This is a genomic window from Nocardia sp. CA-128927 (assembly GCF_050955855.1).
Classification (GTDB): domain Bacteria; phylum Actinomycetota; class Actinomycetes; order Mycobacteriales; family Mycobacteriaceae; genus Nocardia.
Genome location: NZ_CP192087.1, coordinates 8,040,163 through 8,065,318, shown reverse-complemented (window position 1 = coordinate 8,065,318; position 25,156 = coordinate 8,040,163). Strand labels below are relative to the sequence as shown.

Annotated in this window: 24 protein-coding genes; 17 read left to right on the top strand and 7 right to left on the bottom strand. The window is 66.7% G+C overall.

Annotated features, from left to right (window positions below):
* The first annotated feature begins 58 nt into the window (after window positions 1–58).
* The 12 genes from ACQPW1_RS37345 to gatB all read left to right on the top strand — a co-directional run bounded on the left by ACQPW1_RS37345 (window position 59) and on the right by gatB (window position 11,838).
* Window positions 59–1,186, top strand: coding sequence for an ABC transporter substrate-binding protein (locus tag ACQPW1_RS37345; protein WP_433657202.1), 1,128 nt, complete (start codon window positions 59–61; stop codon window positions 1,184–1,186).
* Complete coding sequence (locus tag ACQPW1_RS37340) at window positions 1,167–2,255, top strand: FecCD family ABC transporter permease (RefSeq protein ID WP_433657200.1); 1,089 nt, start codon at window positions 1,167–1,169, stop codon at window positions 2,253–2,255. The genes ACQPW1_RS37345 and ACQPW1_RS37340 overlap by 20 nt, the downstream gene beginning before the upstream one ends.
* Window positions 2,248–3,003: an ABC transporter ATP-binding protein gene (locus ACQPW1_RS37335; RefSeq protein ID WP_433657198.1), complete on the top strand. Its 756-nt coding sequence runs from the start codon at window positions 2,248–2,250 to the stop codon at window positions 3,001–3,003. Before ACQPW1_RS37340 ends, ACQPW1_RS37335 begins: the two co-directional genes overlap by 8 nt.
* A complete protein-coding gene (locus ACQPW1_RS37330; RefSeq protein WP_433657197.1) occupies window positions 3,000–3,614 on the top strand; it encodes a hypothetical protein in 615 nt (204 codons plus the stop codon). The genes ACQPW1_RS37335 and ACQPW1_RS37330 overlap by 4 nt, the downstream gene beginning before the upstream one ends.
* Window positions 3,611–4,225, top strand: a complete 615-nt coding sequence (locus ACQPW1_RS37325; protein WP_433657195.1) for a hypothetical protein — start codon at window positions 3,611–3,613, stop codon at window positions 4,223–4,225. The genes ACQPW1_RS37330 and ACQPW1_RS37325 overlap by 4 nt, the downstream gene beginning before the upstream one ends.
* A 13-nt stretch (window positions 4,226–4,238) precedes the next feature.
* Complete coding sequence (locus tag ACQPW1_RS37320) at window positions 4,239–4,733, top strand: hypothetical protein (protein WP_433657193.1); 495 nt, start codon at window positions 4,239–4,241, stop codon at window positions 4,731–4,733.
* 100 nt (window positions 4,734–4,833) lie between these two features.
* Window positions 4,834–5,868, top strand: a complete 1,035-nt coding sequence (locus tag ACQPW1_RS37315) for an ATP-dependent 6-phosphofructokinase (RefSeq protein WP_433657191.1) — start codon at window positions 4,834–4,836, stop codon at window positions 5,866–5,868.
* 79 nt (window positions 5,869–5,947) lie between these two features.
* Window positions 5,948–6,391, top strand: coding sequence for a hypothetical protein (locus ACQPW1_RS37310; protein WP_433657190.1), 444 nt, complete (start codon window positions 5,948–5,950; stop codon window positions 6,389–6,391).
* An 85-nt stretch (window positions 6,392–6,476) separates the two neighbouring features.
* Window positions 6,477–7,607, top strand: a complete 1,131-nt coding sequence (locus tag ACQPW1_RS37305; RefSeq protein WP_433665448.1) for an MAB_1171c family putative transporter — start codon at window positions 6,477–6,479, stop codon at window positions 7,605–7,607.
* Between the two features lie 110 nt (window positions 7,608–7,717).
* Complete coding sequence (locus ACQPW1_RS37300) at window positions 7,718–8,827, top strand: MAB_1171c family putative transporter (RefSeq protein WP_433657188.1); 1,110 nt, start codon at window positions 7,718–7,720, stop codon at window positions 8,825–8,827.
* On the top strand, window positions 8,809–10,188 hold the full coding sequence (locus ACQPW1_RS37295) for an alpha/beta hydrolase family protein (protein WP_433657186.1): 1,380 nt from the start codon (window positions 8,809–8,811) through the stop codon (window positions 10,186–10,188). The genes ACQPW1_RS37300 and ACQPW1_RS37295 overlap by 19 nt, the downstream gene beginning before the upstream one ends.
* Before the next feature lie 144 nt (window positions 10,189–10,332).
* The gene (gene gatB / locus ACQPW1_RS37290) at window positions 10,333–11,838 is read left to right on the top strand and encodes an Asp-tRNA(Asn)/Glu-tRNA(Gln) amidotransferase subunit GatB (RefSeq protein WP_433657185.1); all 1,506 of its coding nucleotides are present in this window, start codon (window positions 10,333–10,335) and stop codon (window positions 11,836–11,838) included.
* A gap of 79 nt (window positions 11,839–11,917) precedes the next feature.
* On the opposite strand, the gene ACQPW1_RS37285 is transcribed toward gatB, so the two are convergent.
* On the bottom strand, window positions 11,918–13,021 hold the full coding sequence (locus tag ACQPW1_RS37285; RefSeq protein WP_433657183.1) for a PQQ-dependent sugar dehydrogenase: 1,104 nt from the start codon (window positions 13,019–13,021) through the stop codon (window positions 11,918–11,920).
* Between the two features lie 322 nt (window positions 13,022–13,343).
* Between ACQPW1_RS37285 and ACQPW1_RS37280 the strand changes: the two genes are divergently transcribed.
* Window positions 13,344–14,201 carry a DoxX family membrane protein gene (locus ACQPW1_RS37280; protein ID WP_433657181.1) on the top strand — a complete coding sequence of 286 codons (858 nt, stop codon included), beginning with the start codon at window positions 13,344–13,346 and terminating at the stop codon, window positions 14,199–14,201.
* Between the two features lie 214 nt (window positions 14,202–14,415).
* Here ACQPW1_RS37280 and ilvD read toward each other — a convergent pair whose 3' ends face one another.
* From ilvD to ACQPW1_RS37265, 3 genes are all read right to left on the bottom strand, one after another.
* The gene (ilvD, locus tag ACQPW1_RS37275) at window positions 14,416–16,257 is read right to left on the bottom strand and encodes a dihydroxy-acid dehydratase (RefSeq protein WP_433657179.1); all 1,842 of its coding nucleotides are present in this window, start codon (window positions 16,255–16,257) and stop codon (window positions 14,416–14,418) included.
* 104 nt (window positions 16,258–16,361) lie between these two features.
* Entirely contained in the window at window positions 16,362–16,514 is a 153-nt protein-coding gene (locus tag ACQPW1_RS37270) for a hypothetical protein (RefSeq protein ID WP_433657177.1), read from the bottom strand.
* Between the two features lie 173 nt (window positions 16,515–16,687).
* Window positions 16,688–17,314, bottom strand: coding sequence for a PH domain-containing protein (locus ACQPW1_RS37265; protein WP_433657175.1), 627 nt, complete (start codon window positions 17,312–17,314; stop codon window positions 16,688–16,690).
* A 329-nt stretch (window positions 17,315–17,643) separates the two neighbouring features.
* Here ACQPW1_RS37265 and ACQPW1_RS37260 point away from each other — a divergent pair, with 329 nt between their 5' ends.
* From ACQPW1_RS37260 to ACQPW1_RS37245, 4 genes are all read left to right on the top strand, one after another.
* Window positions 17,644–19,572, top strand: a complete 1,929-nt coding sequence (locus ACQPW1_RS37260; protein WP_433657173.1) for an acetolactate synthase large subunit — start codon at window positions 17,644–17,646, stop codon at window positions 19,570–19,572.
* Complete coding sequence (gene ilvN, locus ACQPW1_RS37255) at window positions 19,569–20,072, top strand: acetolactate synthase small subunit (RefSeq protein ID WP_357378084.1); 504 nt, start codon at window positions 19,569–19,571, stop codon at window positions 20,070–20,072. The genes ACQPW1_RS37260 and ilvN overlap by 4 nt, the downstream gene beginning before the upstream one ends.
* A gap of 132 nt (window positions 20,073–20,204) precedes the next feature.
* Complete coding sequence (gene ilvC / locus ACQPW1_RS37250; protein ID WP_191094228.1) at window positions 20,205–21,206, top strand: ketol-acid reductoisomerase; 1,002 nt, start codon at window positions 20,205–20,207, stop codon at window positions 21,204–21,206.
* Between the two features lie 306 nt (window positions 21,207–21,512).
* Window positions 21,513–21,896, top strand: coding sequence for a VOC family protein (locus ACQPW1_RS37245; protein ID WP_433657171.1), 384 nt, complete (start codon window positions 21,513–21,515; stop codon window positions 21,894–21,896).
* A 97-nt stretch (window positions 21,897–21,993) separates the two neighbouring features.
* Here ACQPW1_RS37245 and ACQPW1_RS37240 read toward each other — a convergent pair whose 3' ends face one another.
* From ACQPW1_RS37240 to ACQPW1_RS37230, 3 genes are all read right to left on the bottom strand, one after another.
* On the bottom strand, window positions 21,994–22,293 hold the full coding sequence (locus tag ACQPW1_RS37240; protein ID WP_433657169.1) for a hypothetical protein: 300 nt from the start codon (window positions 22,291–22,293) through the stop codon (window positions 21,994–21,996).
* 552 nt (window positions 22,294–22,845) lie between these two features.
* Window positions 22,846–24,066, bottom strand: a complete 1,221-nt coding sequence (locus ACQPW1_RS37235) for a cation:proton antiporter (RefSeq protein WP_433657167.1) — start codon at window positions 24,064–24,066, stop codon at window positions 22,846–22,848.
* A 15-nt stretch (window positions 24,067–24,081) separates the two neighbouring features.
* Window positions 24,082–24,999 carry a zinc-binding dehydrogenase gene (locus tag ACQPW1_RS37230; RefSeq protein WP_433657165.1) on the bottom strand — a complete coding sequence of 306 codons (918 nt, stop codon included), beginning with the start codon at window positions 24,997–24,999 and terminating at the stop codon, window positions 24,082–24,084.
* Between the last annotated feature and the right edge of the window lie 157 nt (window positions 25,000–25,156).

Here is a 25,156-nt window from a genome sequence, read left to right as displayed (position 1 = left end):
TGAGCTTCATCCGGTTTGTCTGGTTGGGAACGGTGAATCGGACAGCGAGAGGGATGTCGTGCACGCTTTACCCGCAAGAACTCGAGGCCGTTCCGCGCGCCGGATCATCGCGCTGGCGCTGGTGGCCGCCGCGGCGCTCTCGGCATGTTCCAGCCGCGAATCGAGCACCTCGGACCAGGCCGCTTCCACGACCATCCAGGTCGTTGACCAGCGCGGCCAAACGGTGACGATCAACAAGGACGTCAAGAAGATCGCCTTCGCGGTCATTCCCGCGCCCGCCATCTTCGCCGCGGTAGATCGCAGCTATGACCGGATCGTGGGAATCAATCAATCCACCTTGGTCGCGAACAAGGGCGGCATGTTCGCCACGATCTTCCCGCAATCGGTGAACTCCACCGTGATTGCCGGGAACAACTTCATTCCCAATGTCGAGACCCTGCTGAAACTGAATCCGGATGTTGTTGTGCAGTGGGGAGATCGCGGCCCCGATGTCACCGAGCCGATCGTGAAAGCCGGATTCCCGGTGGTCGGCTTGAAATACGGCACCCAGGAAAACCTGGAAGGCTGGATCAAGCTCTTCGCCGACATCGCGGGCAAGCCCGCGCGCGGCACCGAACTGGTCAACTGGCTGCACACCGAGATCGACGCGACCCGCACCGAAGTGGCCGCCGAGAAGACCCCGCGGCCCCGCGCGATGATCCTGTCGCGCGTCGGCGAGGCGTATTCGACGACCTCCGCCAGCGGCTACGACGGGTTCCAATTCGACCTGGTCGGTGCGGATCTGGTGACCAAGGGCTTCCCCGGGGACGCCCCGCAGATCACCGCCGAGCAGATCCTCACCTGGAACCCGGAGGTGATCATGCTCAGCGGATTCGATGAGAGCACCCCCGCGGAGATCTATGCCGATCCGCGGCTGGCCGGGGTGAGTGCCGTGCAGAACAAGCGGGTGTACAAGACCCCGCTCGGTGGTTACCGGTGGCAGGTGCCCAGCGTCGAGTCGCCGCTGATGTGGCAGTGGATGCACGAGGTGCTCTACCCGAAGACCGGGGCGAGCGACATGCGGAAGAACGTTCGCGACAGCTTCGACAATCTGTTCGGCTACAAGATCTCCGACAAGGAGATCGATCAGGTGCTGCGGCTCGACCTCAACGCGAACTCCGCGGGCTATGACCACTTCCGCGGTTGAGATCGACGGCAAGGTAGTCGAGGACGAGCCGACGTTCACCCCGCCTCGCCAGTGGCGAGCCACGGTGGTGATGCTGGTACTCGTCGTCCTGCTCGTGGTCGTCGCGATCACCGCGTTGGCCGTCGGCCGGTATTACGTGCCGCCCAACGAGGTTGCGCGGCTGCTGCTCGGTCTGGTGTTTCCGCTCGACGAGACCTGGTATCCGCAGGAACGCAGTGTGGTGCTCGACATCCGGTTGCCTCGGGTGCTGCTCTCGATGATCATCGGCGCGGGGTTGGCGGTGACCGGCGCGGTCATGCAGGCGGTGTTCCGGAATCCATTGGCCAGCGCGCAGGTGCTGGGTGTGTCGTCCGGGGCTTCGTTCGGCGGAGTGCTGATCTTGATGATCGGCGTCGGCGGCGTCTACCTCGTCGGCGGTGCGTTCCTCGGTGGCGTCCTCGCGCTCGTCCTGGTGCTGCTGATCGCCCGGGCGACACCCGGTTCGCCGCTGTTGATGATCGTCCTCGGCGGCACCGTTGTCGGCGCGATGTTCCAGGCGATGGTGTCGTTCGTGACCTACATCGCCGACCCGTACCGCGAACTACCCTCGATCGTGTTTTGGCTCCTGGGTTCGTTCGCCACGGCCGGTTACGGCAAGGTGCTGATTGCGTTGGTGCCCATCGCGATCGGCGGGGCGGTGGTGCTCGCGCTGCGGTGGCGGCTCAACATCTTGGCGATGGGTGACGAGGATGCGCTGTCCCTCGGTTTGCGGCCCGCTCGGATGCGGCTGCTGCTGCTCGGGTGCGTCGCGCTGATCACCGCTGGTGCGGTGGCGGTGGCCGGGGTGATCAGCTGGGTGGGATTGATGGTGCCGCATCTGGTTCGGATGCTGGTCGGCACGGATAATCGGATCGTGGTGCCGATGAGTGCGCTGCTGGGCGCGTCCTATCTCACCCTGATCGACACGTTGTCACGAACGCTGAGCACCGCCGAGATTCCGATCGGGATTCTCACCGCGATGATCGGGGCACCGTTCTTCGTGGTGCTGCTGATCCGTAATCGGCGACAGCTGTGGGGTGTCGATGGTTGAGGCGCGCTCGATCTCGTTTCGCTATTCGGCCAAGGGGCCGTGGATCTTCCGCGACGTGTCGGTGGACGCACGACCGGGCGAGGTGCTCGCGGTGCTCGGGCCCAACGCGCGCGGCAAGACCACGATGCTCAAGTGCCTGTCGGGGCTGGTTCCGCCGACCGAGGGGACCGTCGAGCTCTCCGGGAACGTCGGTTTCGTGCCGCAGAGTCATGCGGTCGTGTTCTCGTTCTCGGTGGCCGACACGGTGCTGATGGGGCGGGCGCGGCAGGTCAAGATCTACGGCGCGCCAACCCGTTCCGACCGTCGCGCCGCCGCGGCCGCGCTGGCTCGGGTGGGCATCAACCATCTCGCCGAGCGTGATTACGCCCGGCTCAGCGGTGGCGAACGGCAGTTGGTGCTGATCGCCAGGGCGTTGGTATCCGATTGCGCCACCATCGTTCTCGACGAACCGGCTTCCGCGTTGGATCTGCGCAACCAGGCGCGAGTGTTGACGTTGTTGCGGACGCTCGCCGATGAGGGTATGGCGGTGGTGATGACGACCCACCATCCGGATCACGCGTTGCACATCGCCGAGCGGGTGGTGTTGATGGTCGACGCCGACGATCAGCGGGTCGGTCCGACGCGAGAGTTGTTGACCGACAACGTGTTGAGCGAGCTGTATGAGCTGGACATCGTCACTGCGGACGTGCGGACTGCAAGTTCGGTGCGGCGGTTGATCGTGCCCGACTTCGGTCGAGGTGTGTCGTGACGGTGCTGCGGGTGGTGATGGAGCCCGGTGTATCCGAGTCGGAGGGCTGGCGGCGGATCGATGTCTACGACCTTCCGGAGACCGATCTCGCGACGGTGACGGGGTTGTATCTGGCCGCCGATATCGATCAGGAGTTCCTCGTCGAGCATCGGGAGTTGTTGGGGCGGTTCGTCTCCGCGGGCGGTCGGGTCGTGGTGAACGGCCACGTGCAGCGCGTGTTTCTCGACGGTCTGACGCGCTGGCGGAAGCTGGAGTTCCGCAAGCCCGCGGATCTCGCGTTGACCCGGGTGTCGGAGCATCCGGTGTGGGCGGGCATTGATCCGCGAGTGTTGTTGTACAGCACCGGAACACCGGGTCGCCTGTCGTTCGAGGAGCTCTCGCGGATCGGCGTCGCCGGATTCTACGGTCGCGGTTACTACTTGGATCTGCCCGACGAAGCGCAGGTGATCCACACCATCGGGCCCACCGCATGTCCGGTCGACTACGCGTACCCCCTCGGTGCAGGACACGTACTCGTGCACGGCGGCAACGACCTGTTGCAGTTCGCCAGTCCCGATCGTGGCACGAGTTTCCTGACGGGACAGGTGTTGTCGTGGCTGGGGCAGCGATGAGGCGGATTGTCTTCGTGTACGGCGGAACACACGCGCAGTTGGCGACCCTGGCCGATCCGGCGTTGGCGCCGTACCGGATTCAGCCGGTGCACGTCCGCGAGCTCACAACGGACGCGGTGGCCGACGCCGATGTGGTGGTGGTCAGCGATCGCCTTCGACCCGACCTGCTGATCCCGCGGGCACCCGCGCTGCTGGCGGGCCTGGATCGCGGTGCGACGGTCGTGGTGTTCGGTGTCAACTCCGTCGGTGACTGGCTGCCCGGCGTTCGGGAGGAATCCCGGCCGACCGTCTTCTGGTGGTGGCGGACCGGCGAGGACCACCGAATCCGGCTGCGCGAACCCGGCCATCCGGCCTGGCCGCTCTTCGCCGAACGAGCGGTGATCTGGCACTACCACGGTGTGCTCGAGCCGCCCACCGGAGCGGTGAGCCTGGTTGACCTCGAAACCGTCACGGGCGAGCGCGACGGTTCGCTGCTCTATATCGATGAGATCAGCACTCCTGGTCGGCTGCTCGTGACCACGATGGACCCGGTCTATCACCACGGCTCCGGATTCATGCCCGGGGCAACCCAACTGCTGTACTCCGCGCTGCAGTGGGCCACGCGGAGCTGACGAAGGAGATGGCATGTCGCTGATTGTTCGTGAAGGCTCAACCACGTTGGACTTCACCTTCGAGGACTTGATGAAGTACCACGGCCCCAACTTCCCGGGTGGCGTCGCGCACGGTTACACCGCGATGCAGGTGGCGCTGCCGCGGCTGGCACCGGTCGTGGAGCGTCGAGAGGTGCAGGTGCGGACCGCATTCCGTGGACCCGGCGGGCGGGACGCGAACGAGATGGTGCTGCGCGCCGTCACCGAGGGGCAGTACACGGTCGCCCCGGAGTTGGAGAAGCCGGAACGTGGCGTGGTGCTCGAGCGCTACGTGTGGGAATTCAGTTACCGCGGCAATGTCGTGACGGTGCAACTGCGCGACAACGGTTTCGTCGTCGACGAGTTCATCGCGCTGGGGCGCAAGCCGGATCGCACCGCGGCCGAGGAAGCGCACCTCACGCAGCTCAAGCTGGAAATGACCGAACGGTTGTTGAGCAGGGCGGCCACCGAGGTCTACGAGGTCGTGTGACGCCGGAAACGATCGTCTACCGCTACCGAATGATCGCTATTACCCGGGCTTCACGGGGGTCGTCCTGCCAAGCGCGGCCGGGCGGGGCAAGATAGCGGCCATGCGCATCGGAGTCTTGACCGGAGGCGGAGACTGCCCTGGACTGAACGCGGTCATCCGTGCTGTCGTTCGCACCGCGAACGGCCGCTACGGCGACGCGATCGTCGGGTTCGAGGACGGGTGGCGCGGCTTACTGGAGGATCGCAAGATCCCGATCCACAACGACGACCGCACCGACCGGTTGCTCACCAAGGGCGGCACCATCCTCGGCACCGCCCGCACCAATCCCGACGTGCTGCGCGCCGGGCTCGGCCGGATCAAACGGACCCTGGACGACAACGGCATCGACGCGCTGATCCCGATCGGCGGCGAGGGCACGCTCACCGCGGCCAGCTGGCTGTCCGACGAGGGCGTGCCGGTCGTCGGCGTGCCGAAGACCATCGACAACGACATCGACTGCACCGACGTCACTTTCGGCCACGACACCGCGCTCAGCATCGCCAGCGAGGCGATCGACCGGCTGCACACCACCGCCGAATCGCACCAGCGGGTGATGCTGGTCGAGGTGATGGGGCGGCACGCGGGCTGGATCGCGATCAACGCAGGCATGGCGGCGGGCGCGCACCTGACCCTGGTGCCCGAGGTGCCGTTCAACGTGAACGAGGTGTGCGCCATGATCAAGCGCCGCTTCCAGCGCGGCGACAAGCACTTCATCTGCGTCGTCGCGGAAGGCTCGCATCCCGCGGAGGAGTCCGGTTTCGCGTTGCGCGAGGGCGGTATCGACGAATTCGGGCACGAGCGGTTCACCGGTGTCGCCCAGCAGCTCGGCGGGGAGATCGAACGCCGCATCGGCAAGGAGGTCCGCACCACGGTGCTCGGCCACGTGCAGCGCGGCGGCAGTCCCACCCCCTACGACCGCGTGCTGGCCACCCGGTTCGGGCTGCACGCCGCCGAGGCGGTGCACGCCGGACAGTTCGGGCAGATGGTGGCGTTGCACGGCAGCAACATCGATCTCGTCCCGCTGGCCGAGGCGACCAAGCAGCTCAAGCGGGTGCCGGACGAGCGCTACCGCGAGGCCGAGGCGTTCTTCGGCTGATCGATCGAATTCGTCAGGGCGACAGCCGATCAGCGGATGCCCGGCAGGCCGCTCGGGCCGCCGGGTTACGCTGGCCGGTATGGCCGACTTACACGTGAACGCCCTGCCGGAAGCCGACGTCGCGGTGCTGCGCCGTCGGGCCGGCGCCGCCGGACTCCCGCTGCTCGGCTACGTGCGCGAAGAACTGATCGCACTAGCCGGCAGGCGATCCGCTGACGACACCGTCGTGGAATTCCTGGAGTCCGAAGGCCACGAACTCATCCCGGAGATCGACGCGGCCGCCGTCGCCCTCATCGACACCTACGACCTCCCCGCCGAGGCCCTCGCCACCTTCGGCCGCCGCGCCTACGCCACCGGCCACCCCCTCAGCGACTACGTCCGGCACGCCCTCATCACCTCCGCCCGCCGCAGCACCTTCGACGACGTGATGCTCGAATTCCACGAGATCCAAGACCGCGACCCGAGCCTGAACATCGACATGGAGTCCGTCGCCGCATCGGTCCGGTACGCGCGCGGGGAGTGACGAGTTCTCCGCTGTCCGAGGGTGATTCGCGCAGCCACCGAGTAGGCCGATAGGTGCGCTCGCCCGGGTAGGAGGGACATCGTTGGTGTCGCCGGTTTCCGGGTTCCTCGCATGGGCGGTGCTGGGCTATGTCGTGCTGATCGGGGTCGGCCGGTTGCTCTTCACCAGGGAAACGACCTTCGACCAGCTGGTCAATCGGACATGGCTGTGGTTTGTGATCGGCCTGGTGTTGTACCGGTGCACGCAGACGCCGAGCATCAGCAGTGTGCCGAACCAGCTTGCGCTGGGGTGCGTCGTCATGGTCAACATGTACCTGTACGGTCTCGTCCGGTTGTGGGAATCAGCTGCCGCCCCGGAAGTGACCTGGCGGCACCAGCGGATCTACTGCGCGGTCGCCGTTCTCTCGACGGTGCTGATACTGCTCGCCGGTCCATCCGCCGCAGGTGCCGGGCGACTGGTCGACCACAACTTGAACTGGGGCGGGATCGTCGTCTGGGCGGCAAACAGTGTTCCCCTGGTGGCGACGATGCTGGTGTTCACCCGGTTGTGTATCAGAGAACTCCGGATGGAAAACAGGACGTTGCTCGCGAAGGCGCTGGGCCTGCTGATGCTGCTGGACATCGTGCCCTTCTATGCGGACGTTGTGCTCGTTATGGGCGAAGTGTTCTTCGGGTGGCAGCTGCGCTATCCACACATCGTCCGGGTGGAAATCGCCTTCACCATCATCGGCGTCCTCGCCACCACGCTCGTCGCCGTCCCGGTGGTCGAGCACCTGATGGAGCACGCCGGTCTGGATCGTGATGGACGAATCTGCCGCCGTTTGCGTCCGCTGTGGCGTGATGTCACCGCGGCGGTGCCGGAGATCGTGATGCGCCCCGCCACCGACGGGCTGATCCGGCGCGATACGACCGCGCAGCTCGTGCGGATGACTGTCGAGATACGTGATGCGCTGCTGCATCTCGGGCCCTACCTTGCCGCTATGCCCACCGAGTCCGCGGCGGCTCATCAGGGCGGATCCGAGGCGCAGCTGCGGGATTACGCAAGCCGTCTCGCGGAGGCGGCCCGTGCCCGGCAGGCGGGAACCTTACCGCCCAACTCAGGGGCTGTGCCGCAACCATTTCCGGCCGCGCAGGACTTCGACACCGAACTCCGCCAGCTATTGGACCTGGCCCGGATCTGGCCCGGGAGTGACGAGTTCTCCTCTGTCCGAGGGTGATTCGATACCCATTAGGTAGGCCGGTAGGTACTCTTCGCCGAGGGCAGATCGCCCCCGGGTCGAGGAGGGCAGCGTTGGGATCGCCGGTGTCCGGGGTCGTCGGGTGAGTGGTGATCGGCTATGTGGCGGTCGTCGCTGTGGGCAGGCTGGTTTTCACCAGGGATACGGCTATTGATCAGCTGGTCAATCGGTTGCCGCTGTGGTGCCTGATCGGGCTGGTGTTGTATCGGTTCACGCCGGTGCCGGATATCGGCAGTGTGCCGAACCAGTTGGCGCTGGGGTGCATCGTCATGCTCGGGATGTATCTCTATGGGATGGCCCGGGTGTGGGAATCCGGACCGGAAGGCCTCTGGCGTCGTCAGCGGGTCTACTGCGCGGTGGCCGTGGGTTCAGCGGCGTTGATACTTCTCGCCGGTCCATCGGCAGCCAGTGTCGGGCGCCTGTCCGAGCAGCTCAACTGGGGTGGGATCGTCGTCTCGACCGCCTTTGCCGCGCCGCAGGTAGCGACGGCGGTGATCTTCGCTCGACTTTGTATTCGAGAGCTGCGCAGTGGCACACTCGGGCCGGTGGCCAGGGCGTTCTGCTACCTCATGCTGCTGGCGTTCCTGCCGTTCTGGACTGATCTGGCGCTCTTCGTCTTTCAGCTGACCCTGGGTTGGGATTTCTTCCCGCCGCACATCGTCCGGATGGAGCTCATCTTCACCAGCACCTCCATCCTCGCCTCGACGCTCATCGCCAGTCCGGTGGTCGAACACCTGCAGGCGCAGATCGGTTGGGACCGTGATGGGCGGATCTGTCGTCGCTTACATCCGCTCTGGCGTGATGTCACCGCGGCGGTGCCGGAAATCGTGTTGATGCCGCCGCCCGGCTGGCTGAACCGACGGGATACCACCGCTCGGCTGCTCCGGGTGACCGTCGAGATCCGTGACGCGCTATTGCATCTCGGCCCGTACCTGCCGACGAATACCGCGCCCTCGGATGGTGCCGGATGTGGGATGGAGGTCTACGCCGGTGGGCTCGCGAGTGCGATCCGCGCGCGGAATGCCGGCCTGCGGCCGACGGACTCGGAGCCCCGGCCGCAAACCTTCTCGAGCGCACAGGATTTCGATACCGAACTGCGGCAGTTGCTGGCGTTGGCGCAGGTCTGGCCTGCGGCTCGCGCTGCGCCGGGGTTGTCACCGGCGATCGGTACTGTTGAATCATGCGTACCGGGCGAATGATTGCGTTGGTCCTGTTCGTCGTCGGCGTGCTGGTCGCGGGGTGCTCGTCGGACTCGAATCCGCCGGAGCCGACGACCGGTGACTGGCACGGGGTGATCGAGATCCCCGGTCAGCCACTCTCGATCGGCGTGACATTCACCGGCGCGGACACGGGCACCGTCGATATCCCGTTCCAGGAGACGGTGGGTGAACCGCTGAAGGACGTGCAGTCCAGCCGCAACGGGGTGTCCTTCGCGATCGCCGACGCTCCAGGCGACCCGAGATTCCACGGCACCTACGACCAGGGCGCCGACCGGATCACGGGTGACTTCACCCAGGGCGGCAAGACATTCAAGCTGACGTTGGAACGTGGCAAGGTCGCCCCGCTGAACCGCCCGCAGACGCCGAAGCCGCCGTTCCCGTACAAGTCCGAGGACGTCACCTATCGCAGCGGCGACATCACCATCGCGGGCACGCTGACCAAGCCCGAAGGCAGCGGCCCGTTCCCCGCGGTCCTGCTGATCACCGGCAGCGGCCCGCAGAATCGCGATGAAGAACTGTTCGGCCACAAGCCTTTCCTGCTGGTCGCGGACACGTTGACCCGGGCGGGCTACGCCGTCTTGCGCACCGACGACCGCGGCATCGGCGGGACCGGCGGCAAGCTGGACGATGCGAACTACACCGATCTAGCCAATGACGGGGCGGCGGGAGTCGGGTTCCTGCGCGGCCGCCCGGACATCGATCCGGCGCGCGTCGGACTGTTCGGTCACAGCGAAGGCGGTTACCTCGCGCCCCTGGTGGCCTCGCGTCCCGACAGCGGTGTCGCGTTCGCCATTCTGATGGCCGGGCCGGGCGTGCCGGGCTCCGACGTGCTCGTCGAACAGACTCGGTTGATCGCCGCCGCTGGTGGCGCCCCCGCCGATGAGGTCGACACCCAGGTGCGGCAAACCGCTGAGCTAGCAGCCCTTTTGAAGGTCGGTGACCTGGCGAGTGCGAAGGCGCTGGTACGCAAGCAGAACGAGGCCCTGCCGCCCGACAAGCGTGCCTCGGATGCGGAGATCAACGCGCAGATCACGCCCTACCTGGCCGCTCTCATCGCCTACGATCCGGCACCGGCGCTGGCTGCCCTGCGCATTCCCGTGCTCGCCTTCTTCGGCGGGAACGACCTCCAGGTACCGCCGAGCCAGAGCGAACAGCCGATGCGCACCGCCCTCGCCGCCGATCCCGACGCGACGGTGCACGTCTTCCCCAGCCTGAACCACTTGATGCAACCCACCCAGACCGGCCTGCCCAGCGAGTACGCCAACATCGAGACGACCATCTCGCCGGACGTCCTCACCTTCGTCACGGGTTGGCTGACCCAGCGCATCCAGCCGAAGTAGACGCCGACGGCCGGGGGCATGATCCCCTGCGTTCTCGTCCGAGGCTTTACATAGAATGTTCCGCATGAGCGAGCGCAGCGAGCGAAAATTGGGCACAGCCACTTGTGGGGTCATGGCGGAGCCGAGCGCTAGCGAGGCGCAGGCATGAGCACACCCACACTCGACTTGATGGACTACTCGGATGTCATGGCTCGGTTCGAACCGGTGCTTGGCCTGGAGGTCCACGTCGAGCTGAACACCGCGACCAAGATGTTCTGTGGCTGCCCGACCGAATTCGGCGCCGAGCCGAACACCCAGGTGTGCCCGGTCTGCCTCGGTCTGCCCGGCGCACTGCCGGTGGTCAACGAAAAGGGTGTGGAGTCCGCGATCCGCATCGGGCTGGCGCTGAACTGTTCGATCACCCCGTGGGGACGGTTCGCCCGCAAGAACTACTTCTACCCGGATCAGCCGAAGAACTACCAGATCAGCCAGTACGACGAGCCGATCGCCACGGAGGGCCACCTCGACGTGCTGCTCGACGACGGCAGCACCTTCCGGGTGGAGATCGAGCGCGCGCACATGGAAGAGGACACCGGCAAGTCGACCCACGTCGGCGGCGCCACCGGCCGCATCCACGGCGCCAGCCACTCGCTGCTCGACTACAACCGGGCGGGTGTGCCGCTGGTCGAGATCGTCACCAAGCCGATCACCGGTGCGGGGGAGCGCGCGCCCGAGGTGGCCCGCGCGTACGTGACCGCGCTGCGCGAGGTGCTCAAGTCGCTCAACGTGTCCGACGTCAAGATGGAGCAGGGTTCACTGCGCTGCGACGCCAACGTGTCGCTGATGGAGATCGGCGCCAAGGAATTCGGCACCCGCACCGAGACCAAGAACGTGAACTCGCTCAAGAGCGTCGAGGTCGCCGTCCGATTCGAGATGCGCCGCCAGGGCGCCGTGCTGGCCAACGGCGGCACCATCGTGCAGGAGACCAGGCACTTCCACGAGACCGACGGCACCACCTCGCCGGGCCGCATCAAGGAAACCTCCGAGGACTACCGCTACTTCCCCGAGCCCGACCTGGAACCCGTTGCGCCCGAGGCGGACTGGGTGGAGCAGCTGCGCAACACCATCCCGGAGTACCCGTGGCTGCGCCGGACCCGCATCCAGTCCGACTGGAACCTGTCCGACGAGGTGATGCGCGACCTCGTCAACGCGGGCGCGCTCGACCTCATCATCGCCACCGTCGACGCGGGCGCCCCCGCCAACGAGGCCCGCTCCTGGTGGGTCGCCTACCTCACTGAGAAGGCCAAGGAGCGCGAGGTCGCGCTGGAGGAACTGCCGATCACGCCCGCCCAGGTCGCCGAGGTGATCAACCTGGTCGAGGCGAAGACGGTGAACAACAAGGTCGCCAAGCAGGTGGTCGACTTCGTGCTGGCCGGTGAGGGCGAGCCCGCGCAGATCGTCGAGTCCAAGGGCCTCGGCATGGTCAGCGACGACAGCGCCTTGCAGTCCGAGGTCGAGAAGGCGCTCGCCGCGAACCCCGATATCGCCGAGAAGATCCGTTCCGGCAAGGTCCAGGCCGCGGGCAAGATCGTCGGCGACGTCATGAAGTCGACCCGCGGGCAGGCCGACGCGGCGCGTGTTCGTGAGCTCGTGCTGGCTGCTTGCAGCTGAGTTCTCGAACCTGTTCGCGCACAACTGACAACGCAAAGGGCCGACTCCCGGAGTCGGCCCTTTGTCGTTCGCCCGATGCCTAGTCCGGGCCGTTGCCACCAGCCTGCGGCGGCGGAATGCGTACTACTCGATCGTCATTCGGCCCCGGCTGACCGTCCGTCTTGTTGACAGTGCCCACCCAGATCGCCCCGTCAGCGCCGACCGCGGCACCGCCGAGCTGTCCGTACTTGTCCTGCGCGATCAGGGTCGGGGCCGAGGTGACCGCGTGCGTGGTCGCGTCGGCCGCCGCGATGGCGAGGGCCTTCGCCTTGGTGAGTGCGATCGCGACGCCGTCGGTCGCGGCGGCGCAGCCCGCGACGCCGGGGCGGTCCGGCCAGGTCCACGCGGTGGTGACCACACCGTCGGCGCCGAGCCGCTGCAGCCGGTCCTCGACGGCGGTGCGGTCGGTGATCCAGATGCTGTCCTTGCTGTCCCGGCACACGTCACCCGCGACGCCGATGCCCGACACCGCGACCTCCGCGGTGGCGCCCGGCGCGGGGGAGTTCACCCGCAGCAGCTTGCCCGCCAGCGAGGACGGGGAGCTCGCGGCGCCGGGATTGCCCGAGTCGCCGGTCAGCACCAACATCTGGGTCGGCGTGGCGAAGTCGATGGCGCCGTGGTTTCCGCTGGGGCCCTTCGGGATTCCGGTGAGGATGTCCTTGGGCGCGCCGCCGCCAGGGGCGATGCGGACCACCCGGTTGTCGCTGGGGGTGGTGATGTAGGCGTACATCAGCCCGTCCTCGGGGAAGGTCGGGGAGAGCGCGATGTCGCTGAGCCCGCCGTCGCTGGAGCCGTCCACGTCCACCCGCGCGTACTCCGTCGGCGGCGTTTCCGGTGCCACCTTGAGGATGCGACCGGTGCGCCGCTCGGCGACCAGCGCGCCATCGCCGAGTGCGACCAGTCCGCCCGTGGTGTCCAGGCAAGTGGCCACCACCGCCGGATCGGGGTCGATGCACGGCCCGCTGGGGCGGTTGGTCGACGTCGGTGCTTGCGACGGTTTCTGCGGGTCGATGTTCGCCCCGTGCAGCGTCGGCTCCGGTGTGAACGGGCTCGACGCCGAATCATCGAACCGCGCGCATCCGGTCACCAGCACGGACCCGAGCGCCAAGCCGACCGCAACGCGACCCACGACAACCAACCTCATAGCTCAGACGTTACGGAAATACCTCCGGCACCGCCCCCTCGGCCCACCGATGGAGGTACGCACGTTTTGTCCTGGACACCTATACCGTGGCGACGCACCAGTGCTCCGGTCCAGATTGCGTGCGGCCACAACAGCCGCACGCCTTCCGATTTCCCGCACCCCGACTCGCCGCGCTGACACGCGTGCGTCTGTCAAAAGGTGTGCGGCTGTGCGCCGGGGTCGTATCTGGGCTGTGCGGCGACGGTTCGCGTCGTCAAAATCTGAACCACCACGCCGTGGTTTAGGGGCCCGCTGCCGGGCGACGCAGCATAGGGTATTGGCCGTGACCGAGAAGCCCAAAGACACATCCGACCCCGCGGCGGCCCGAAGTTCGGTGCCGTCCACGGCTGAGCAGTCGGCGGTGTCGTCCACCGGTCGAGGCGTTAGCAGTCCGTTCGATTCGCCGACCGAGCAGTTCCCCAAGTTGACCAAGGACGTGCCGCGCACGGACGACGAGCTCGGCTTGGACCCGCAAGTCCCGTCGGTCGGTGCGAGCGGCACCTCGCCGGACGCGCCTCCCGCCTATGCCTACGCCAGTATCCCGCCCGCCGCGAACGCGCCGAACGACACCGGCAGGTTGCGCCGCCGTAACGGCGAAAACCGGCGCGGCACCCTGGATTTCGGTCTGTTCCTGCTGCGCCTCGTCGTCGGCGGCATCTTCATCTACCACGGCCTGCAGAAGCTCACCGGCTGGTTCAACGGCCCCGGCCTCGACGGCACCCGCGACATGATGGAGACCGGCGGCTGGGATCACCCGACCCTGGCGGCCATCCTGGTCACCATCGGTGAACTCGGTGGCGGCGCACTGCTCGTCCTCGGCCTGGCCACCCCCTTCGCCGCAGGCGCTGTCCTCGCCGTCATCCTCGACGCCTGGGCCTGGAAGCAGGGCATGATCCCCGGCTTCCAATTCAAGGCAGCAGTCCCCACCGGCGTCGAACTCGAAAGCATCCTCGCAGGTACGGCCGCCGTCATCATCCTCACCGGCCCCGGCCGCTGGGCCTTCGACCGCAACCGCGGCTGGGCCACCCGCCCCTTCACCGGCTCCTTCGTAGTCCTGGTCCTAGCCATAGCCGCCGCCATCGCCACCTACTGGTACCTCCACGGCGGCAACCCCTTCACCGGCATCGGCCCCTTCGACTAACCCACCCCGCCCCAAACCTCCGGCACCCCTCGAACTCCCGAGGGGCGCCGTTCGTCTACCTCCCACCGAATCGTCATCCAGTGGCACATGGCTGTGGCAAACGTCGAGTAGGGCTCTCCATCGTGTGCCAATCACGGCGCGGCAGGTGTTGGGGGAGAACGAGATCCGGCGCCCCTCGTGGAGGGGCGCCGGATGGTGGTGGTGAGTGGGGCCGCTACGGCACGTGGCGGACGGCGCCCTTGTCGGCTGACGTGGCCAGGGCGGCGTAGGCGCGGAGGGCGGTGGTGACGGTGCGGTCGCGGTTGACCGGCTGCCAAGGTCGTTCGGAGGCTTCCATTTTGGCGCGGCGTTCGGCGAGGACGGCGTCGTCGACCAGGACCTCGAGGGCTCGGGTGCTGACGTCGATGCGGATCTGGTCGCCGGTTTCGATCAGGCCGATGGTGCCGCCGCTGGCCGCCTCGGGGGAGATGTGCCCGATGGACAGGCCCGAGGTGCCGCCGGAGAAGCGGCCGTCGGTGATCAGCGCGCACTGCTTGCCGAGGCCCGCGCCCTTCAGGAATGCGGTGGGGTGCAACATTTCCTGCATGCCCGGCCCGCCCGCGGGACCCTCGTAGCGGACGACGAGCACGTCACCCGCCTTGATCTTCTTGCCGAGGATGGCCGACACGGCTTCCTCCTGGGATTCCACCACGAGCGCGGGTCCCTGGAAGGTGAACAGCTCCTCGTCGATGCCGGCCGTCTTGAGCACGGCACCGTCGGGAGCGATGTTGCCGCGCAACACGACCAGCCCGCCCTCCCGCGTGTAGGCGTGCTCGAAGTCGCGGATGCAACCACCGGCGGCATCGGTGTCGAGCGAGGACCAGCGGTTCTCGGTGGAGAACGGCTCGATCGTGCGCACGCCACCCGGCGCGGCATGGAACAGCTCGATCGCCTCGTCAGAAGCCTTGCCGGAGCGGATATCCCAGGTATCGAGCCACTCGTCGAAGCTGCGCGTGTGCACGGTGCTCACGTCGGTTTCCAGCAGACCCGCGCGCCGCAGCTCACCGAGGATGGCCGGGATGCCACCGGCCCGGTGCACGTCTTCCATGTGGTAATCGGAGTTGGGCGACACCTTCGACAGCGTCGGCACCCGGCGGCTGGTCTCCTCGATGGTGTGCAGATCGAAGTCGACCTCACCCTCCTGCGCGGCCGCGAGAGTGTGCAGCACGGTGTTGGTGGATCCACCCATCGCCACATCCAGGGCCATCGCGTTGCGGAAAGCCTTGGCATTGGCCACATTCCGCGGCAGCACGGACGCGTCGTCCTCGCGGTACCAGCGGTTGGCGATGTCGACGACCACGGTGCCCGCCCGCTCGAACAGCGCCCGGCGCGCGGCATGGGTGGCCAGCGTGGAACCGTTGCCCGGCAAGGCAAGTCCCAGCGCCTCGGTGAGGCAGTTCATCGAGTTGGCGGTGAACATGCCCGAGCACGAGCCGCACGTCGGACAGGCGGACCGCTCGACCTCGCTCAAACCCTCTTCGGACACAGCCTGATTCGCGCTCGCGGAGATCGCGGTGATCAGGTCGGTCGGCGCCTGCGCGACACCACCGACGACCACGGCCTTACCGGCCTCCATCGGCCCACCGGAGACGAACACCGTCGGAATGTTCAGTCGCATAGCGGCATTCAGCATGCCCGGGGTGATCTTGTCGCAGTTGGAGATGCACACCAGCGCGTCGGCGGTGTGCGCGTTCACCATGTATTCCACCGAGTCGGCGATGATTTCGCGCGACGGCAGCGAGTAGAGCATGCCGCCGTGGCCCATCGCGATGCCGTCGTCGACGGCGATGGTGTGGAATTCCCGTGGCACGCCACCCGCGGCGCGCACCGCCTCGGCCACGATCTCGCCGACGTTCTTCAAGTGCACGTGGCCGGGCACGAACTGGGTGTAGGAGTTCGAGATGGCGACGATCGGCTTGCCGAAGTCGGAGTCGGTCATACCGGTGGCGCGCCAGAGTGCGCGGGCGCCTGCGGCATTGCGGCCGACGGTGGTGGTGCGTGAACGAAGCGGTGGCATTGATGGTCCTCGATCTGGGTCGCGGGGGCTGGGGTGCGACTGCGCAGAGTTAGCTCGGCGGCCGCTCCACGGTACTCCCGCGTGGGTGTCGGCCTACCTGCCGGTCAGGGCGGCTCGTGGCCGTCGTCCTGGTCCGTCCTCGGTGTCAGTCCGTGCTGATGTCGCCGCGAGTGGTGTTCGTCGACGCTGACGGTATCGCCGGAGTTGCCGGTCCGTCGGGCTGCGGTGTGCGCGTCGGAGATCGGTCCTCCCGACACGCTGACCACTTCGCCGACAACATCCTACCGCCGGTGATTGTTCCTGATCGCGCTCGTTGCGGTGTCATCGCCGCAACGAGCGCAACGGCGTTCGTTCCCGCACACCTGTTGATTTCCCGCATACGGAATGGCATGCGATTAGCTGTGCGGGAGATCAGAAGGTGTGCGGCGGATTACTCGGAGCGGTCGGGACCCTTGCCCTCGTCACCGGCTCGGTCGGGCTCGCCGGGCGTCCCTTGGCTGTCGACTTCGGCAGTCGCAGGAGCGCTGGTCGCGGCTTCGGCGGTCGCGCCTTCGGTAGTCGCGGGATCGGCGGTCGCGCCCGCCCCCTCCGACTTCGCGACCGGCGGCACCGCGTACGGATCGGGGATCCGCCCCTGCGACGCGACCGCGAGATCACGCACCCGGTCGTAACTCACCGCAGGCAGTTTCACCTCGGACCCGTCGACCAGATCAGCCCGCACGTATCCACGTTTCGGGATCCGCACCCCCTTCAGCTGAGACCAGTCCAGATGCCGAGACCGGAACACGGTCCGCAAATCCAGTCCGCCCGCGGAAACCGTCGTCTGCGTCCGCAGCACCCACACGCTCACCGCCACGGGGATCAGCAGCAACCACCACAGCCCGATCGGCCAGCCGACGAACATGAAGAACACGCACATGAACAGGATGAACACACCTAGGAAGGCCAGACGCGGGATGCGGATCACAGTGACGGCCGAGCCGCCACCCGTGTCCGATCCCTCGGGCGCGGTGTGGGACGATTTAGCCGGTGGCACGGACTGATGCGGTGATGACACACCACCATCCTCGCATCCTGGTGAAGGACCCAAGCAGCCGCACTATCCCACATAATGGGACCTGTTTGACTCTTCGGCTCACGCACACATACCGTCATGCGCGTGAATCGAAACGAGCTTCTCGTAATCGGCCGGCGCGTCCAGCGTTGAGCCTGACTATCTGAGTCGAATACGTCAGCTCGCGTTGCGACGCGCCACCCTCGAACAGCCATGCGCTGTCGGGGGCTTTTTTGTGTTCGGGTGAAATATCCGCACGTGGCAAGTCGCAAGACACCGCATGTCAGATACAAATCCGGGGTCAGAACGACAAGCAGTTAGGAACGAAGACGGTGAGTGCACCAACCGCACGGCCCGGGCCATCGGCCCGCAGGCCAGCGCCCTCGGCTAATCAGCCGACAGCGCCCGCTGGCAGTTCGACGACGTCGGCCAACCGCCGCCAGCTCCCGCCCGAGCGGGTGACCGGCGCGCAGTCGGTCGTCCGTACGCTCGAGGAGCTCGGCGTCGACACCGTATTCGGCATTCCCGGTGGCGCGATTCTCCCGGTGTACGACCCGCTGTTCGACTCGACCAAGGTCCGCCACGTGCTGGTCCGCCACGAGCAGGGCGCGGGTCACGCCGCGACCGGCTACGCCCAGGCGACCGGCAAGGTCGGCGTCTGCATGGCGACCTCGGGTCCCGGCGCGACCAACCTGGTCACGCCGATCGCCGACGCGCAGATGGACTCGGTGCCGATCGTCGCGATCACCGGCCAGGTCGGCCGCGGCCTGATCGGCACGGACGCCTTCCAAGAGGCGGACATCTCCGGCATCACCATGCCGATCACCAAGCACAACTTCCTCATCACCGAGGGCATCGACATCCCGCGCATCATCGCCGAGGCGTTCTACCTGGCCTCCAGCGGACGCCCGGGCGCCGTGCTGGTCGACATCCCGAAGGACGTGCTGCAGATGCAGACGACCTTCAGCTGGCCGCCGGAGATGCGGCTGCCCGGCTACCGTCCGGTGACCAAGCCGCACGGCAAGCAGGTGCGCGAGGCCGCACGGATGATCTTGGAAGCCAAGTCGCCGGTGCTCTACGTCGGCGGCGGCGTGATCAAGGCCGACGCCTCGCCCGAGCTGCTCGAACTGGCCGAGATGACCGGCATCCCTGTGGTCACCACGCTGATGGCGCGCGGCGCGTTCCCGGACAGCCACCAGCTCAACATGGGCATGCCCGGCATGCACGGCACCGTGGGAGCCGTTGCGGCACTGCAGCGCTCGGATCTGCTGATCACCCTCGGCGCCCGCTTCGACGACCGGGTGACCGGCCAGCTCGACTCGTTCGCGCCGGACGCCAGGGTGATCCACGCCGATATCGACCCGGCCGAGATCGGCAAGAACCGGCACGCGGACGTGCCGATCGTCGGCGACTGCCGCGAGGTGATCATCGAGCTGATCGAGACGCTGAAGGCCGATCCCGCGGCCAAGTCCCCGCTGCTCGACCTCACCGAATGGTGGAAGTACCTGGACAACGTCCGCAAGAGCTACCCGCTCGGCTGGACCGCGCCCAGCGACGGTTCGCTCTCGCCCGAGTTCGTCATCGAAGCGCTCGGCCGCCTGGCCGGACCCGACGCCATCTACTGTGCCGGCGTCGGTCAGCACCAGATGTGGGCCGCGCAGTTCATCAAGTACGAAAAGCCGCGCACCTGGCTGAATTCCGGCGGTCTCGGCACCATGGGCTACGCCGTCCCGGCCGCCATGGGCGCCAAGATGGGCAAGCCGGACACCGAGGTGTGGGCGGTCGACGGTGACGGCTGCTTCCAGATGACCAACCAGGAGTTGGCCACCTGTGCCGTCGAGGGCGTGCCGATCAAGGTCGCGCTGATCAACAACGGCAACTTGGGCATGGTCCGCCAGTGGCAGACGCTGTTCTACCAGGAGCGCTACTCCAACACCGATCTCGGCACGCACACCCTGCGCATCCCCGACTTCGTGAAGCTCGCGGAAGCCCTCGGCTGCGTCGGCATCCGGGTCGAACGCGAGGAGGACGTGGAGGACGCGATCCGTCAGGCGCAGTCCATCAACGACCGTCCCGTGGTGATCGACTTCATCGTAGGCAAGGACGCCCAGGTGTGGCCGATGGTCGCCGCGGGCACCAGCAACGACGAGATCATGGCCGCCCACGGCATCCGCCCGCTGTTCGACGACGACGAGCAGGCCGCCGAGCCCGCGGTCATCCACGAGGCGATGCTGCACGAGAAGAACAAGGTGAACGAATGAGTACAACTCACACGCTGAGTGTGCTTGTCGAGGACAAGCCTGGCGTGCTGGCACGAGTCGCGGCGCTGTTCTCCCGGCGCGGCTTCAACATCGAGTCGCTCGCGGTCGGTGGCACCGAGCTTCCCGAGATCTCCCGGATGACCATCGTGGTCACCGTCGAGGACCTGCCGCTCGAGCAGGTCACCAAGCAGCTCAACAAGCTGATCAACGTCATCAAGATCGTGGAGCAGGATTCCGACACCTCGGTGGCCCGCGAACTGATCCTGGTGAAGGTCCGCGCCGATGCCAGCGTGCGGACCCAGGTGATCGAGGCGGTTACGCTCTTCCGGGCGAAAGTGATCGACGTCTCCCCGGACGCGCTCACCGTCGAGGCGACCGGAACCCGGTCCAAGCTCGACGCGCTGCTGCGCATGCTGGAACCGTATGGAATCCGGGAGATCGTGCAGTCCGGTGTGGTCGCGGTGGGCCGTGGGCCGAAGTCGATCACCGCGACTCGCTAGCGCTCGCCGCGGTATCCGCGCTGTGATTTGGGCCAGCCCAAAGGACGGGCTGGCGGGCTAATCACTTCTAACTAAACAACTTTCAGACCTAAGCAAAGTATCCAGAAGGGAACCAACCAAGTGGCAGTCGAGATGTTCTATGACGACGACGCCGACCTGTCGATCATCCAGGGCCGCAAGGTCGCTGTCATCGGCTACGGCAGCCAGGGCCACGCGCACTCGCTGAGCCTGCGCGACTCCGGCGTCGAGGTCCGGGTCGGCCTCGCGGAGGGTTCGAAGTCGCGGCCGAAGGCCGAAGAGGCGGGCCTGACCGTCGGCACCCCGGCCGAGGTTTCGGCGTGGGCCGACGTGATCATGGTGCTGGCCCCCGACACCGCGCAGGCGTCGATCTTCACCAACGACATCGAGCCCAACCTGAAGGACGGCGACGCGCTGTTCTTCGGCCACGGCCTCAACATCCACTTCGGCCTGATCAAGGCGCCGGAGTTCATCACCGTCGCGATGGTCGCCCCGAAGGGCCCCGGCCACCTGGTGCGCCGTCAGTTCGTCGACGGCAAGGGCGTGCCCGCCCTGATCGCCGTCGATCAGGACCCGAAGGGTGAGGGCCAGGCGCTCGCGCTGTCCTACGCGAAGGCGATCGGTGGTGCCCGCGCCGGCGTCATCAAGACCACCTTCAAGGAAGAGACCGAGACCGACCTGTTCGGCGAGCAGGCCGTGCTCTGCGGCGGCACCGAAGAGCTGGTCAAGACCGGCTTCGAGGTCATGGTCGAGGCCGGCTACGCGCCCGAGATGGCGTACTTCGAGGTGCTGCACGAGCTCAAGCTCATCGTCGACCTGATGTATGAGGGTGGCATCGCCCGGATGAACTACTCGGTCTCCGACACCGCCGAGTTCGGTGGCTACCTGTCCGGCCCGCGGGTCATCGACAAGGACACCAAGAAGCGCATGCAGGACATCCTCAAGGACATCCAGGACGGCACCTTCGTCAAGCGCCTCGTCGCCAACGTCGAGGGCGGCAACAAGGAGCTCGAGGGTCTGCGCAAGGCCAACGCCGAGCACCCGATCGAGGTCACCGGCGCCAAGCTGCGCGGCCTGATGAGCTGGGTCGACCGGCCGATCACCGAAACCGCCTGAGTTTCAGCACAATAGCGGCCCGGCACCGATTGGTGCCGGGCCGTTGTCGTGGGTGGGTCTATCTGTGGTGGTGGTTCGGGTGGGCGGGGTTGTCGCACTGGTCGAGCGGGAGGTCACGGATCTCGGTGGCCGCCGGTGCTGCCGAAGCCAGGATCATCGAGGCAGTCAACGGAACGCGGCGATCGCGCCTACGACGGCCAGCCGGGCCAGTAGTCGGCGTGAACTCGTCGTCGAGAGCTATGGAACCATCCTGTCTGCCGTGCGGAAATGCCTGTTCAGGGCGGGGGAGCTGAGTAGTCTTCGCCCATGACGTCACTCGCCGCCGCCGAAGTCATCGCGTTCGCACCATCGACGGACCTGGAACGGTCGCGCCGGTTCTTCGGGGAGGTGCTGGGGCTCGAGGTCGTCGAGGTGACGCCGTTCGCATGTGTGGTTCGTAACGGTGGCACCATGATTCGGGTCACCGCGGTGGAGAACCTTGTCCCGCAGCCGTTTACGGTGCTGGGGTGGGCGGTTACCGATATCGCGGGCATCGTCGCCGAACTCGGTTCGCGCGGTGTGGAATTCATTCGATACGACGGAATGGATCAGGGCGACAACGGGGTATGGACTACGCCTGGTGGTGACAAGGTGGCGTGGTTCACCGATCCGGACGGAAACGTGTTGTCCCTGACCGAATTCGTGACCTGAGCCGCTGGGCCGGGTAGCCCGTCGTCGTGGGCTGACTCATCCGCCCGCGGATGTCGGGTGACGGCCCGGCTCCTGACCGGTGCCGGGCCGTGCAGTGCTAGCTGCTGCCGAACAGCCCATGCGGGCGGTTCTGGCGGAACTGCCAGAACGGGTCGTCGTGCCTGCCGCGGTCGAACGGGCCGTTGTTGCAGCTCCAATTCTCGAACGGGCCGAAGTCGCAATTGCGATCGTGGTGCGGACGGTGCCGCACGTCGGTGACGCCTGGTACGCCCAGCTCGGCGTTGGCCGACGCGGGAATGGCCAACGCAGTCAACGGAATCGCGACGATCGCGCCGGCGACAGCCACTCGGGCCAGCATGCGGCGCGAAGTAGTGGACTTGGTTGTGGAGAACAACATGGATCCTTTCACTCTGCGGTGAACTGCTCGTTCACCATCCCCCGCTGCGGTCTGCCCACGTGATCGCGCCCAGCGGTCGCTGGCGCGCACCCTGCGGACAGGTCGGGATCAACTGTGTCGCCGCCGCTTTGCGGGCGCCCCCGGCATACCCGGCCCAGCACCGACTGCACGGTCTTCACTCTTGCGCATTTCGCCCAAAAGGTCACGGGTGTTGGCAGGTATGCGGAAACTTTCAACCTCGGGTACTAGGGGATAACCCTCAGTGTCGCAACAGGCCCCGAATATCGATGGCACCGATGTCAGGGGCATTGCACGCTGGCCCGATCGGTGTCCCGGGAGCGACCGAACTCGAAACGCATTGGCGTCGCGCGCCCATCGGCGTAGTCCAGCAACGTCTAGAGGATGCTACGTCGACCGGCACGCCATAGCGGGTCTTCTCGACGTTTGCCGCAGCCATGTGCCACTCACGATCCAAGCGGCCGTGGAAGGGCGGGTCGGCCCGTCACTGCGTCGTACACCGCTACTCGCGCGCGCCGGACCCATCCACCGCTGTCAGTCGTGCGCACCGCCAATCGCGTTATCGCGCCGCCTCTTTCCCAGATGCTCGGCGATGAGTGGCGCACCGATTCCGTGCAGAACGACGCTGCCGACGACGACCACCAACGTCACACCGATCACGAGGTACGCATCGTCGTCCTTGTGTAATCCGTTGAAAGCGAGCAGCGCGAACACAATCGACGCCACACCGCGTGGCCCGAGCAGACCGAGCATGAGTCGCTCACGTTGCGTGAACGGTGAACCGAGCAACGACAACGAGACCGGTACGAGTCGGACCACCGTCAGCGCGAGCAGCCCGTAGACGATGACCTGCCAGTCGAGCCAGCCGAAGCTGGCCGCGGCGACATTCCCGACCGCGAACCACATGGCCAGACCGCAGAATTCGGCTACATCCTCGGTCGACTGCAATGGCTCACCCGGCAGCTCGCGCCGAGTGGCGCTGTGGGCGATGCCCGCGAGGAAGGCGGCCACGAATCCGTTGCCATCCATCCATACCGCGATGCTGTAGGTGAGCACCGGTATCGCGATCGTCCCGATGCGCACGGCCCGGGCGTCGGTCCACCGTCTGCGGACGGCGTAGGTCATGCAGTATCCGGCTAGCCCACCCACCGCGAGACCGATGAGTATCGACTTCACCACCGCGGGCACCGCCTGCCCGAGCGCGTGCACTGCTTGATCCGACTCCGCGCTGGCCTCCGCCGCCGCCAATGCGAACAGGAAGATCGGCGCGACGAGTCCGTCGTTGAAACCGCTCTCCACATTGAGCGCATGCCGAACCCGTTCCGGCACAAGCAGATCCCGCACGATCGCCTGCGCAGGCACCAGATCGATGGGGATGACGATGCAGGCGATCAGCAGGATCACCGTCCACGAAACGCCCGGCAGGAGAGCAAATCCCAGCAGATAGGCGGCCGCGAGGCTCAGCGGAAAGGCGATGAACAGCAGCCGGAAGATCCCGGTGTGCCGACGACCGGACAGCCCGTCGCGCACCTCCGTCGCATCGGTGAAAAGGAAAAGCGCCAAGATGAATTCGACGATCCGCTGTGCCGTATCGGTGTTGATCGCCGCGGCCAGCCAGTGATCGCTGCCCCAGCTGATCAGCGCGCCGACCACCACCATGGCCAGCGGCGCGGTCACCTTCCAGCGAGCCATCGAGCGGGACAGGCAGGACCACACCAGGATGACCGTCATCGTCGCCGCGATCGCAATGAACATGAGTCTCCCGATCCGTCAGGGACGCAAGATGAGTCGGATCGGATCGCCCTCTTTACGGACGAGCCGGTCGACGATCGCGGGCGCGTCGGCGAGCGGGAACACTCCGCTGATCGAGCGCGAAAGATCAAGGCGCCCACCGGCGGTCAGCCGAATCAGCTGCGGTACGTGGGTGGCATCCGAGCCGTAGTGTCCGCGAATCTGCTGCTGTGTGACCACGAACGGCCCGCTGTGCTTGATGGTCAATGGCTCATTGACGATGCCGACCAGGACAAGTCGCCCTTTGAGCGCCAGCACCCGGACGGCCTGCTCGCGGACCGCAGGCACACCCGCGAAGTCGAACGCGACATTGAGCCCCGCGCCGCCGGTGGCCTCCGCGACCTTCTTCCCCAGGTCGGGGTCGGCCGAATCGAGTGCCAGATCGGCCCCGAACTCGACGGCTCGAGCCCGGGCCGCGGCGTTCGGATCGACCGCGATGATCGGATAGGCGCCGACGATGCGCAGCAACTGCACCGCATGCGCGCCGAGCCCACCCACGCCCCACACCCCGACGGCCTGCGCGGGGCGGACGTCGCCGGTTGCCGTGATCGCGGCCCACGGTGTCGACACCGCGTCCGGAATGATCGCCGCCTGCTCGAACGGCAGGCTGTCCGGTATCGGGATCACGGTCTCTGCCGTGGCCAGCGCGTATTCGGCCCACCCGCCGTCGTAGTCGACGCCCGGCGTGTAGACGACACCCTTACACAGTTCACCTGCCTGCAGCGCCACCCGATCGCCGACAGCGAGCCCCGTGACCTCCGGCCCCACCTCGGCGATCGAACCGGCCACCTCGTGCCCGAGCGTGACCGTGTCGCCCGCGAGTAGCTGCGGTTGCAGACCACCGCCGATGAGGTGCACGTCGGACAGGCATACCCCCGCCGCTTCAACCTTGATCAAGACCTCACCCGCGCCGGGCACCGGCTTGGGGGACCTGCTCCATGGACAAAGTGTGCGAGGGGATTTGCAATCGGGCCGCAAGCATCGTTTCCATGCGAGTCCTCCGCGAATCGTTACCCGAAAAGGCGAGCGTGACGGACGCTATCAGGAAACAAGA